The following is a 13,016-nucleotide window of genomic DNA, read 5'->3' as shown; positions in this document are numbered from 1 at the left end:
CCTGATAATCTACCGTAAAATTGGGGCTATATTTAACAGTTAAAAACCGTCAAGCACCTGATCCTAACCACAAAGGACAATTTTAAGAGGAATGTAGACCTCGATGAGCGGCGCGACGGATAGCGGGAGAGGGGTCAGTGCGAGCCAGTTTAGCTAATTGTTCATCGCAACTGTGATTTCCCAGATAAACTAAAGCGGTGACTGCAGCCAGACGGACATTTTGATCAGCATCACTCAAGGCTTGAATCAAAAACTCGGAAGCTATGGGATGCTTAAAACGTTTGAGAACCTCGACGACAGAACAGCGAACTCCCGGATGGATGTGTTTTAATCCCTGAGCGACTAATTCAATATATTCTGCCTCTAAAGTTTCGGGACAATTACGGCGCACCAAAGCATTAAGACAAGCCTCTCGCGTGCTAGGGTCAACGGTCAATTCCAGCAAGGCTGAAATGGCTTCTGGAGTAGCCAGACGGGAAAGAGACTCGATCGCCTCATAAACCAGACGTTCTTCCGGGTCAGCGGCGGCCATCCATTGCAAAGCTACTCCGGCTTCAGTTCCTCCCCGTTCACGAAAGGCATGGAGAGCATCAAGACGACGTTCAGAGTTAGGGGAATTGAGAGCGGTGAGTAAAGGGGGTATAGCCTGAGCGCGGTTAATCCGTCCCAAAGCCCTCAAAGCAGCACGGGCCACGTCTCCGCCTTCATCCTCCAACTCAGCCAACCGAGACAAAATGGGAGTGGCCCTCACACCGGCAATAGCCCCCAAGGACTCAGCAGCGATCGCTCTAACCGGATCAGCCGGGTCATAATTAGCCAGTTGTTTCAGGGCGACAAAGGCACTTTCAGCCCATTCAGCAACATTGAGTTCAGCCAAAGGTTCTGGTAGAGATGAACTTGAACCCGATTCCAGGATATCAATTAAAGTGTCAGCATAGCGACCAATAGAACGAGCGGCCTGATAACGAACCCAAGATTCTGGGTCATCCAACCCTTGTAGTAGATAAGGGAGAGTTTCGATATTCTCCAATTCTCCCATAGCATGAGCCACAGCCGATCGCAAAGAAGCTGAAGGGTGAGCCAAAGTTTGCACCAAGAGCGGCAGAACCCGGTCATCCTCCAAATAGGGCAAATGTTCAATCGCCGCCCGACAAACCCGATCTTCGGAATCTTGTGTACAAGCCAATAATCGGTCTTTGCAATTCTCAAAAGCAAAATACCCAGCAATTCTCACCGCCGACTCTCGTACTAATGGGTTAGGGTCAGCCAACAGATCATAAATCCGTGGAGGCATAGCGGGATGGCCCAAAGAATTGAGAGCAGCGATCGCCCCCAAACGCACCGCCGAGTCAGGATGTGCCAGTAACTGCAACAGCCCCTCAAAAGCGCGACCGTCGCCAATGTGAGCCAAAGCCGTAGTGGTCACCATCACCAGTTCCGGTTCAGCATTACCCAACAAAGACATCAAAGCCGGAACCGCCTGGGTGCTGCCGATACGTCCCAAAGCCATAACCGCCGCCTTGCGAGTTTCCAGGTCTCCCGCTTCCAACTGCATAATCAATAGAGGCGCTATCCTTCCCCCATAAGCAACCAAGGCTTCCATAACCGGATCGCGAACTTCGTGATTATTCAGGAGTTTTCCTAAAGTTTGCTCAATTTTCTCTCCTTCCAGCCAACCCAAAATCATCACCATCCCCCGTAACTCCGGGCCAGACAAAGAGCCTTGTTCAATCTCTGCTAGGATATTTTCCACCGCCTGGTCTTCTATGACTTGGCGAGTCATATCAGCGATATGTTGTCCTTCTTCCAGTTGTTTATAATTAGCGTAAATTTCCGCCAAGGCTAAAACAATTTCTGCGATCGATGTCAAAGGGCGGCTGAGTTGAGCCACCAAAGGCGCTACCGCATCAGCATCCGCAAACTTACCCAAAGCCGATACCACCGGACTACAAAGCAACTCATTTTCCAATAGGGGCAGAAGTTTGGGAATAATCGTTGTATCGCCAATAGTCACCAAAGTTTCGATCGCCGGAAAAGCCAAAAAGAAATCCCCACTGGTAGCAATCTCAACCAAAGGCTCCACCGCCTCCTTTGCCTTCAGTTGTCCCAAACTCTCAATGGCATGATAGCGAACATTGATATCTGGATCATTGAGCAAACCAATCAGAGCAGGGATAGCACGGGGGTCGTGGCGTTCTCCCAAAGCCAGAGCCGTATAAATTCGCAGATCCGGGTCTGGTTCTCCCAAGCATTCCACCAGTGCCGGAATTGGGTCTACATTACTGAGGGCGAGAATTTGTAGAGTCGCATTAAGAACATTGGGGTTGCGATGCTGTTCCCGCATCAATCGCAGTAGACTGCGGATAATTTCTGGGTCATCAGTTATCGCCAAATTATCAACCGCTTCTCGGCGCAATTGCCAATTCAGGGTTTTTTGCAGCAGTGGAACCAGTTGAGGAGCCAGTTTAGCATTAGCCATTTGCATTAGGGCATCAAGGGCAGGGAAGGCCAGGAAAAAGTCTTCTGACTCAGCGATTTTAACCAGGCTATCAACCGCTTCTAGGGCTTGTAGTTTTCCCAGAGCTTCAATAGCATGATACCGGACATTGACATTCTCATCATCCAACATATCAATCAGGACAGAGACAGCCCGGGGATCTTTCCTTTGTCCGAGGGTTTGGACTACATAAATCCGCAGATCCGAATCCTCTTCCTTGAGGCAATCAATCAAAGCCGGGACTATATCAACTTGCGTGAGAGTCAGAACCTGGATCACGCTGTTGAGGATATTCGGATTGTGATGTTGTTGTCGCAACAATTGCAACAGTTGCGCGTTCAATTCTGGCGCTTTAACATTGGTCAAGTGACGGGTAGCATTTTGGCGCACTTGCCAGCGATCGTCAGCCAGGGCAGCAATTAGGGACTCATGGACTGACATATCAGAGTCGATTTCTGGCTCAGAATTTGACAATGTGCGATCGCTCGCTAATTCCCATTCCGCGTCCATGCGTTCCGTGACATCTTCTAAAGTAATCACCAAACCCACGATCGCCGTTTTTTCTCGCAAAGGTGCAATGGTTACCCTTTGCTGCATCGAGTCAAAGTATTTCGAGGGTTTCCGTGGCGGACACTTAATTAAATAATGGTGAAAATCCGGTGCTAGGGTTTGGATAGTACCATCTTCCAGAACCTGATTAAAGCGAGCCAGTAAACCCCTCGATTCCAAATCAGGAATTATCTCGGTCAACGGACAACCATAGACAGATTCTGCGTCTAAGCCCCTCATACTCTCCAGTTGAGAATCCCAGGACTTTACCAATAATTGCTCATCTGTTGTAAAAATACTAATCGTCATATTTTTAAGGGGGTAAGTTTTAATTTGGGCTGACAATTAACAATTTTAATTATCAATTTTAGCCCCCTCTCAACAATTGAGAGGGTTCGTTATAGAGATAGACTTTCGGGCTACCCCTAATCATTCCAGTGCCAATGTTAGCAGCTTTTAACTGTGATTAGCTGTTAACTGCCAACCTTTAAAACCTCCATAAGTGCTTGAGTATGTGACAGCAAACCTTGAGCCTTTTCATTAGTTTGGTGTACCCCTGAACTATTGTTTTTGGCAATAGTTTGTAAGGTTTCTATACTGGCCAGCAGATTACCAGAAACATCCGAATGCTCTAAATTAGATGTGCGGATCAAAGCTATTTGTTTGGCAATACTACGAGTAGCTAAATTCATGTCCTGTACCGCCCTACTTTGTTCCTGCATAGCCTTAGCTACCTGTTCCGACTGCATTTGGATACTCTCCACTGCTTGGCTAATTTGGTTCGCACTGCTACTCTGTTCAGTCATCGATCGCGTCACATTGCTAATCAATTGCGACAGCCGCTCGGACTCCTTCGAGATTTGATCCCCTGCTGTGGACTGTTCCGCTAAAGCACGGTTCGTGCTAATCACCCCTCGGCGCATGGACTCTACCGCCTGCATGATTTGTTCAGCACCCTTATTTTGTTCAAAGGTAGCCTTCCTTATTTGTCCGGCTAAATTATTGGTATTTTGAGCCGCCTTAATTACATCCCTAGCCGCTCGCGCCTGTTCTCCCATAGCCTGGGTAACTTGTTGAGCAATTTGCCTCATGTGTCGGGTGGACTGCACAATTCCCTGAGTAGTTTTGGCTTGCTCATGGGTAGCAATGGCTACCTCTTTGGCTTGGGTTGCAGTGGTATTAATCGCCGTTACCACCCGCTGTCCTGCGGTCAGTTGTTCTTGAGAGGCGATCGCAATTTGGTTCATTAATTGCGTCGTTTGTTCAACTCCTGCCAGAATTTGTTTAAGACCCAATAACCCATCTTCTGCTAGAGTGCCACTATCTTCCGCAATTCGTAGCCCATCATTCGATGTACTCACGGCATCTTGCACCACCGACTGTAATGCCTTAATAATTGCAGCAATATCGAACGTCGCTTGGGCGGCGCGATCCGCCAAATTGCGGATTTCTTCCGCAACCACAGCAAACCCCCGCCCTGCTTCTCCCGCACGAGCTGCTTCAATGGAAGCATTTAGTGATAGCAGATTAGTCCGTTCCGAGATTAAGTTAATTGTATCAACAATGGTGCTAATTTCATTGGTGCGTTTACCCATATCCCGCATTACATCAGCCGATTTAACCATGGATTCGCGCACTCTTGCCAAACCCTGAATCGCTTTTTCAATGGTTTTACCCCCCTTATCCGCATCAACTCCCACAGCACGGGTAAGTTCATTGGCTTTTTGGGTTAGGCTGCTAATTGATTGGATAGAGCGATCGAGTTGTTCCGCACTCGTGGCTGAGTCCGTCGCTACCTCCGTAATTTGTTCCGCGTTATTGGCTACCCCCTGCACTGATTGGGCAATTTCTTCGATAGACGTTGATACCTCTTCTACCGTAGAAGCCAGGTTCTCAATAGTTGCGGATACCTCCTCGATAGATGCTGCCATCTCGTTAATGGAGGCGCTGGTTTCTTCTGATGCAGCCGTTAAATCATCCGCATTGTTAGCCACTCCCGCAATGGAACTGGTCATTTCTTCCATAGAAGAAGCCGTCTCGTTTACCGATACCGTTAGGTTTTCCGTATCGTCACTCACGTTTCTAATGGAAGTCGTCATTTGGGTCATCGACGCGATCACCTGGGTGGCAGAAGTTGCCATCTCTTGGGCATTTGCTGCTACCTTAGTGGTGTTGCTGGTACTCTCCTGAATTGATGTTACGGTTTGGCGCACCGCCGTCGCTAGTCCCATACTACTGGCGGACACCTGTTCGATGGATGCAGCCATCTCATTGACTGAGGAGACTAATTCTTCTGTGGAACTGGCTACCGATTCGGCTTGCTGCGCCGTTTCTCCCAGGGATTTATTCATCTGCTTGATTCCCAGGGAAGCGCGATCGAGTAGTTGCAGTTGAGATTCCGCCCCTTCCGCTACCTGTTTCGCTATTTTGGCTATGGCGATCGCCACTGTATTAACGCGATCGGCATTGTCCCGAATTTCCATCATTTCCAATTTCAGTTTTTCCCTCTCCTCTGATGTTTGGAAATTCTTAAAATTGGCATTTTCCAGATAACTATTATCTGCCTTTTTATGATTTTTAGATTTTTTACCCATTTTCAAATTACCTCATTCACTCTCAATACAAATAACAACTCCCATCAGACCCATTCCCACCCCATCAACCTAGCCACCCCTTTCTGATACTAATTCCGGTAAAACTAACAATTCTTCCACATTGAGAATTAGTATCACTCTTTCTCCCAAAGTGGCAATTCCCGCTAAATATTTACCACTCAAGCTAGAAATTCCCTCCGGTGAAGGCTGAATAGTGTCTGCGGAAATTGATACAAACTCCCTGGCTGTATCAACAATTAAACCCACTGTCCGCTGATTAGTATTAATCACTATTAGTCGGGTTCGCAGGGTATACGGTATTTTTTCAAATCCAAATCGTACCCTCAGATCAATTGCCGGAATCACTTGACCCCGCGAGAATACCACCCCCACTACAAAAGACGCAGAGTTAGGAACTGGGGTAATTTGCTCCACCATTTCCATCTGTTGAACCACACCAGAAGGAATACCATAGGTGGTATGGTCTAGTTCAAATAAAATAAAGGGTTGAGACGTATCTTCTGATATATTCATAGCTGATAAAATCCAATTAATACACTAATTTATTTTCTCCATATTATTTCCCCGAAATAAATAGGAATTTTATATGTAAATTAATCCCCATTTAACCAGAATTAATCCATTGAGTAGACTGCTTTGAAATATTCGGGATTTTGCCATCAATTAATGTAGAAACATCCAGAATTAAAACTACTCTACCATCACCCAATTCGGTAGCTCCAGCAATTCCCGGACTTTGGATAAACGGATCAGTTAATGGCCGCACCACAATTTCTCGCAGTCCTAAGATCCGATTCACGACTAACCCAGTGGAATTAAGGCTATTACCAATCACCACAATAGTTAGTTTTTCCCACTCGTCTGTAGTCACCACACAGTTAAATATACGCGCCAAATATCTCAAAGGTAAAACATGACCTCGATAGGAGATTATTTCCTGACTTTGCAGCTTAATAATTGCCTGATTATCTATAGATAATACCTCCTGTATAGAGGATTCTGGAATGGCAAAGGTTTGACCGCTAACTTCCACAATCAGAGCATCAGTAATCGCTAAGGTCAAAGGTAAATCAATAATAAAATGACTGCCTTTTCCTTTTTGAGTGGTGAATTTCACACAACCACCCAGTTCTTGAACGGTGTTTTTGACGATCGCCATTCCCACACCCCGACCACTAGCCAGATCCGCCTCTTCTTTGGTCGAAAAACCAGGGGAACATAACAGATCGAGTATCGTCTGGGAATCATAGTTATCTGGATCATTAGTCTCCGATACAGAATCCGACAATAAACCCTGTTGTTTTGCCCGTTTTAACACCCTAGAAATATCGACTCCCTGACCATCATCTTCAATTTCAATAATCACCATTTCCCCCGCCGCCGAAGCGCGTAAGGCGATCGCACCCGTAGCAGATTTTCCCGCTTTTAGTCGTTCCTCCGTTGATTCGATACCGTGACTAACCGCATTACGGACTAAATGCAATAACGGGTCCATCATGCGCTCAACCACAAACTTATCAATCTCAGTTTCCGCGCCGGAAATTTCCAGAGCTACCTGTTTTCCCGTTAGTCGCATCAGATCCCTAACTACAAACTGCATCCTCGCGAAAATTTCCGCAATTGGAACCAGTCGCACCTGCATCACCCCCTGACGCAGATCCCGCAGTTGTCGTTCTAAAGTTAGGTTAATTTCCTGTAAAGTTCGCCGCCGAGCCGCCGGGACAGTTGGGGGTAAATTTTTGAGGTTTTCCTCCAGTCGTGCGCGCGTAATTACTAATTCTCCCACCATCCGCATCAGTTCATCAAGTTTCGGTAGGTCTACCCGTACTAAGTTAGATGCACTAATTAGGGGGCTAGTTGCTTTAGTCGGAGAGATAGCATTACTGGTTTCCGGTTCTGATATCTCCAATGGTTCCGCTTCCGCAGTTTCTTTCCCCGACTCTGACTGTTTCCTCTCTGACTGAGAACTAGATACCACCGCGATCGCCTCAACTTCTTCTGGCGCTGCGGCTGTTGCTGGCGCTTCCGGTCCTCTGGAAGGTTCAACCTCCGAGTTAGATGAGCGAATGCTGGTCGCAGAAACTGAACTGGGAATGTGATATGGTTCCCAACTCAGATATTTCAGCTCAGAGCCTAAATTGTGATTTTCCGGTCCCTCAGTTGCGACAATAAAATCAAACAGGATTTTCTGATTGGCATTTAGGCGGGGAGACACATAAATCAACTCACCGATCGCTTGCAGTTGTTCCCGAATGGCGTTAACTCCGATCCCCTGTTTGGATAGCTCTGTACTAGGAGTGAAGACGAAATGCCAGATCGGTTTTCCTTCACCGACTAACGCCTCTAATCGTTTCATTTCCTCTGGTTTCAGCTTCACCTCAAAGGGGGTAATAGCTGCATTTGGGGTTTTAGCCAGCACCGGAGGGTTACAGGCTTCCAATTGGCTGATAATTTCCTCAATATCCGGGGGATTTTCCTTGGTGCGATAGGCTTCGATCGCTCTCTCCAGAATTTGAGTTCCCGACATCAGAGCATCAAAACCCTCTGGTTTCAGGGAGGTTTGACCATCTCTGAGCGATCGCAGATAACTCTCCATTTGGTGAGCCAATTTCTCTGCTTCCCGCACACCCACCATCGCCGACAGTCCTTTAATTGAGTGAAAGCTGCGGAACAGTTCATTCAGAATCGAACCCTCTATTTGGGGCTGATTCATACAGGACTCTAGCGCCAAGAGTTCCCGCCGCACGACGGCTAAATGCTCTTCACACTCAGCAAAATAATCATCTAAAAAGTCATCAAAAAAGTTGTTGCTTTCTGTAGGACTAGACACGATCGCCTTGGTACTCTCTTAATTTATATTACTCGCACATGGCTCTGATAATAAGTTGACAATTTCCCCCGATAACGATTTCGGATGAAATGGTTTAGTTAAATAGCAAGCTGCACCCGCCGCGATCGCTTCACTACGACTTTCATCATCCCCTTTCGTGGTTAAAATCACAATCGGTGTTTCCCTATATTCCGGGTGGTTTAGCACAAACCGCAACACTTCCAGACCGTGCATATCTGGCATATTTAAGTCTAAAATCATTAAGTCAAACGGGGCGATTTCTAACTGCTCGATCGCCTCTAATCCATTCCCCGCCTCGCTAAAAGCTACATCTTTAACATCCCTGAGAGATGCCATTACCATTTTTCGCATGGTTGCTGAATCATCTACAACTAGAATCCGTCTCATTTTTATGGACTCCTAAGCATGAATACGCTGGGTTTCATCCTACAGCCTTTGACTGATGGATTGCTAATTATTAGCCTCCATCCCAAACCTTAGCCTAGGTTTCCATCAATCGGGCTGTGATGGTACTGATTAACAAAGCGTTCTCTCCAGACTACCAAGTTAATCGGGTTCTCAATTGACTACCGCACCTCTGAACTTACTATTAACCCCAATCAACTGATTGTCCAATTTATCTGCCTCAATTTTTGTTGATTGTCGGGGCGAAAAAATCTCTCGCCTCTCAGTAAATTTCCAGGACAGAACGCAATTTTTATTATATTCTATACCAGTTAAACTGGTACAAAAATGTTGAAAAAATTAACACAACTATATAAGTTTATAGGTCAGATCACCGGATCTAAAAAGTAAAAAAAATATTAAGTTTTCTTCAGTATTAATAACCCCCCCCAGTGGTGGGGGAGGGAAGGTGGGGGAAATTGGGGCTAACTAAGCCACTAACACCTGAGTTCCCGGTAGCATTTCCAAACTATCTCCCATAGTTTGACCATTATGGAAGGCGGCGAGAATCACATCGCTAGTTTTTCCCCAAGCGATCGCCCCGGAAGCATCCAAACCGATCGCCCCCAAGTCCCGCTGACGATCATTAGCCTCGACAAAAGAACGTTCAAAAGCCGATCGCAAAGACAAACCATCTCCGACGCGGATCACAATTTTGGCGGCGAGACACTCATCAATAATATCCTCACCGATACCCGTACAACTCACCCCAGCCTGAGCTGTGGCATAATTACCAGCAGGCATAGCCGAATCACTAACCCGACCAATACGTTCAAACCCCTTACCACCAGTAGAAGTTCCGGCGGCGATCCGACCATTTTGGTCTAAAGCGACGACCCCGATAGTGCCGCGACCAGCTTCATCATCAGAGGTTTCGGCGACCACATTAGCCATTTTGCGGTTAAAATCCTGCTTGCGGTCTTCGATCCACTCATAAAGACGGCGATCGGTTAGGGGGTCAAAAGGGGCTATATTTAACTCCCGCAGAAGTTCGGCAGCCCCATAATCGGATAAAATGCGATCGGGAGAGGTTTGCAGAAACTTAGCCAACTCAATGGGGTTTTTCAGCCTAGAGACATTAATCACCCCGCTAAAGCGTTGTAAACTGCCATTCATCAAAGCCGCACTCATGCGGATCTGTCCGTCAGACTGCAACACCGAACCGACCCCAGCATTAAATAGGGGATCATCTTCGAGAAGTTGACAGCCACGAATCACCGCATCCTCAGCAGTTGTACCCTTTTCGAGTAAGCCATAAACCTCAGTTATCACCTGATAAAGAGATTTGCGAACAGTTTCTACGCCTCCTTTACCTTGGAGAGAACTACCCGCCCCACCATGTATGATTAGTTTTGGTTGCACATTAACACCCATAGCTGTACAATTTATGGGGATATTTCCCCTTTAATTCTGTTCGTTGCGTCGGCGACGGCAACGCTCGGAACAGTATTTAACCTCATCCCAACAGTTTGCCCACTTTTTGCGCCAAACAAAGGGGCGATCGCAGACTGGGCAAATTTTCTGAGGGAAGTCTGACTTAGCTCGCTGACGTGCCATACTAGAACATTGATCGCTCGCTTATTATATCAGCGGTTATGATAGCAATGGTAGAGACTCAGTGGGAAACCGCATTAGCTAAAATTAGGATTGTATTGGTTGAACCGGCGGGAGCGTTAAATGTGGGGTCGTGCGCCAGGGTAATGAAAAATATGGGGTTAACCCAAATGGTACTGGTTAACCCCCACTGTGACCCCATGAGCTGCGAAGCTAAAACCATGGCAGTTCATGCCCAAGATGTTTTAGAATCAGCCCAGATAGTAGACAGTTTACCCCCAGCCTTAATCGGATGCCAAAAGGCGATCGCCACCACCGCTCGCGATCGTAGTTTTGACAGAACCCTTGAACATCCCAGAACCACCCTCCCCTGGCTACTCCACAGCCCCGCCGCCCTGATTTTCGGTCCCGAAGATCGTGGCTTGAGCAATACAGAACTAAACTATGCTCAAAGGATAGTTCGCATTCCCAGCAGTAGCGCCTATGAATCCCTAAATTTAGCCCAAGCCGTGGCTGTCTGCTGTTACGAACTCTCACTAAGCGCTCAAACCCTCATCGACCAGAATACATTACCCAGCCCAGAACCATCAGAACCATTATCAGCCACCCTCGACCAACTGGAAGGATACTATCAACAGCTAGAAACCCTCCTACTCAAAATCGGTTATGTCTACCCCCACACCGTCAGCAGTCGTATGGAAAAATTTAGGCATTTATTTAACCGCGCCCAGCCATCTAGTACAGAAGTTGCTATGCTACGGGGGGTTATCTCTCAGGTAGAATGGGCATTAACTGTTAAGCAACATCCGCCCAGTTAATGGTAATCTCGATATCGTTGATTCCCAGGCTCAACTGTCGATTCCTATTGCTAAGTAAGGGCGGGTTATAAAGAGTCTGGACCTCAATAGAGATGATTGCAGAACCAGCCCCTACGACTTGATGGGTGTAATTTCCATAGTCTATTGTCCTCTTTGATGATTTTTAGGTGTTAGGTGTGGCTCACCGATATCCCCGTCGCTCATTTTTATCCTTTGTTTCCCAATGGGGGGCCAAGTCCCGGAAGTCAAAAGGCCCTCAATCTCGTGATCAGCGTCGTGGCCGTTCCCCTAGTCCCACTTCTCAATCACAATCATCCTCACGGAGACCTGTCTCCCCCAACCTTTCCCCAACTGGTCAAATTCCCCCCATACATATCCCTGAAAACGGATATTTCGACCCCGTGTTAGATCAACTGCGACAAAAACCCCCCATTACCAGAAACCGGAAAAAGACACCTCAGCTACCACCACCAAACTCTAGAAAACGCCGTCGGGGAAAACCTACACCGCGTCAGGGAGTTAGCAACGGTAAACCATCTAACATAGTCCCCTTAAATAGGTCTATCACTCCCCAAGTATATCCCCCCCCTCAGCGGACTATGCAACCCCTTACCCCTGTGAAAAAACGGGTGGTAAGGCGTAAGAGTCGCCGTGTCTCTCCCATAGTTTATGGAACCCGGTTGCTGATTTTAGGCATTGGTATCGGGGTGATTTCGGGAACAGTTCTCTCAATTCTCAACTCCCTCGGTCGTGCTACCGCCGGGGCTAGTTCTATTGAGAATTTAGAGACACAGGAAACTAGCATTAACAGCCTAACAGCCACCCGAATTTTGCCCCTATCTCTGCAATTAAACCGGGAAATAAAAGACTTAAAAACTCAACTGGAATTGGTGGCTGCAGCATCCCCAGATATTACTCCGGCTTTGATGTTTTTAGACCTGAATACTGGCGGATATGTCGGTTTAAGAGAACAGTCTAAAGTGCCGGCAGCTAGTACAATTAAAGTCCCGATTTTAGTGGCGTTTTTTCAAGCCGTTGATGCGGGAGAAATTCGCCTAGATGAAATGCTGGTGATGACGGAAAATCACCAGGTGGGAGAAGCGGGGATTATGCAATATCAGCCGCCGGGGACTGAATATACAGCCTTAGCAACTGCTACTAAAATGATGACAATTAGTGATAATACAGCCACTAATATGATTATAGAACGGCTGGGAGGGTTTCAGGTTCTTAATCAAAAGTTCCGCAGTTGGGGTCTGACAGATACTCTGGTGCGTAACCCTTTACCTGATATTGAAGGGACTAATCAAACTACGCCTAGGGATATGGTTAGTCTTTTGAGTCAAATTCACCAAGGGGGTTTACTTTCGATGACATCACGCGATCGCCTCTTGCGAATTATGACAGAAACAGAAAATAATCACCTATTACCTAGCGGGGTCAGTAATGGGGCGGTAGTCGCCCACAAAACTGGAACCCTAAACATTATGTTAGCCGATGTGGGTATAGTTGATATGCCCAATGGTAAACGCTACATTTTAGCTATTTTAGCCCAAAGAAACAATGGCGACCAAGTGGCTGAATCAATGATTCAAAAAATGTCCAGACAAGTCTATCAGTATTTGAGCCAAAAAACATCGGAAACCGTCACTCCAGAATTATCAGACAATTAGGCTGTTGAAATAGGG

Annotated in this window: 9 protein-coding genes; 2 read left to right on the top strand and 7 right to left on the bottom strand. The window is 46.8% G+C overall.

Annotated features, from left to right (window positions below):
- Positions 1-82 precede the first annotated feature (82 nt).
- From P5683_RS05785 to P5683_RS05755, 7 genes are all read right to left on the bottom strand, one after another.
- Positions 83-3,355, bottom strand: coding sequence for a HEAT repeat domain-containing protein (locus P5683_RS05785; RefSeq protein ID WP_315639518.1), 3,273 nt, complete (start codon positions 3,353-3,355; stop codon positions 83-85).
- A 164-nt stretch (positions 3,356-3,519) separates the two neighbouring features.
- A complete protein-coding gene (locus P5683_RS05780) occupies positions 3,520-5,640 on the bottom strand; it encodes a methyl-accepting chemotaxis protein (protein WP_315642386.1) in 2,121 nt (706 codons plus the stop codon).
- A gap of 69 nt (positions 5,641-5,709) precedes the next feature.
- The gene (locus tag P5683_RS05775) at positions 5,710-6,174 is read right to left on the bottom strand and encodes a chemotaxis protein CheW (RefSeq protein ID WP_187757773.1); all 465 of its coding nucleotides are present in this window, start codon (positions 6,172-6,174) and stop codon (positions 5,710-5,712) included.
- Positions 6,175-6,265: 91 nt separating this feature from the next.
- Positions 6,266-8,491, bottom strand: a complete 2,226-nt coding sequence (locus P5683_RS05770; protein WP_315642385.1) for a chemotaxis protein CheA — start codon at positions 8,489-8,491, stop codon at positions 6,266-6,268.
- Between the two features lie 18 nt (positions 8,492-8,509).
- Positions 8,510-8,899, bottom strand: a complete 390-nt coding sequence (locus P5683_RS05765) for a response regulator (RefSeq protein ID WP_006670530.1) — start codon at positions 8,897-8,899, stop codon at positions 8,510-8,512.
- A 486-nt stretch (positions 8,900-9,385) separates the two neighbouring features.
- Positions 9,386-10,330, bottom strand: a complete 945-nt coding sequence (locus P5683_RS05760) for an isoaspartyl peptidase/L-asparaginase (RefSeq protein WP_006623129.1) — start codon at positions 10,328-10,330, stop codon at positions 9,386-9,388.
- Between the two features lie 30 nt (positions 10,331-10,360).
- A complete protein-coding gene (locus P5683_RS05755) occupies positions 10,361-10,513 on the bottom strand; it encodes a DUF2256 domain-containing protein (RefSeq protein ID WP_071533551.1) in 153 nt (50 codons plus the stop codon).
- 47 nt (positions 10,514-10,560) lie between these two features.
- Here P5683_RS05755 and P5683_RS05750 point away from each other — a divergent pair, with 47 nt between their 5' ends.
- On the top strand, positions 10,561-11,328 hold the full coding sequence (locus tag P5683_RS05750; RefSeq protein WP_006670529.1) for an RNA methyltransferase: 768 nt from the start codon (positions 10,561-10,563) through the stop codon (positions 11,326-11,328).
- A gap of 176 nt (positions 11,329-11,504) precedes the next feature.
- A complete protein-coding gene (locus P5683_RS05745; protein ID WP_315669426.1) occupies positions 11,505-13,001 on the top strand; it encodes a serine hydrolase in 1,497 nt (498 codons plus the stop codon).
- The last annotated feature ends 15 nt before the right edge of the window (positions 13,002-13,016 follow it).

Source organism: Limnospira sp. PMC 1279.21, from assembly GCF_032349615.1.
GTDB classification, from domain to species: Bacteria; Cyanobacteriota; Cyanobacteriia; order Cyanobacteriales; family Microcoleaceae; genus Limnospira; species Limnospira fusiformis.
The sequence above is the reverse complement of the archived record's forward strand: the minus strand, read 5'-3'. Positions and strand labels throughout refer to the sequence as shown.

Excerpts from the sequence above, each read along its gene's own strand:
- P5683_RS05785 (WP_315639518.1), bottom strand. The coding sequence starts at position 3,355 with ATGACGATTAGTATTTTTACAACAGATGAGCAATTATTGGTAAAGTCC.
- P5683_RS05775 (WP_187757773.1), bottom strand. The coding sequence starts at position 6,174 with ATGAATATATCAGAAGATACGTCTCAACCCTTTATTTTATTTGAACTA.
- P5683_RS05780 (WP_315642386.1), bottom strand. The coding sequence starts at position 5,640 with ATGGGTAAAAAATCTAAAAATCATAAAAAGGCAGATAATAGTTATCTG.
- P5683_RS05755 (WP_071533551.1), bottom strand. The coding sequence starts at position 10,513 with ATGGCACGTCAGCGAGCTAAGTCAGACTTCCCTCAGAAAATTTGCCCA.
- P5683_RS05760 (WP_006623129.1), bottom strand. The coding sequence starts at position 10,330 with ATGGGTGTTAATGTGCAACCAAAACTAATCATACATGGTGGGGCGGGT.
- P5683_RS05765 (WP_006670530.1), bottom strand. The coding sequence starts at position 8,899 with ATGAGACGGATTCTAGTTGTAGATGATTCAGCAACCATGCGAAAAATG.
- P5683_RS05750 (WP_006670529.1), top strand. The coding sequence starts at position 10,561 with ATGGTAGAGACTCAGTGGGAAACCGCATTAGCTAAAATTAGGATTGTA.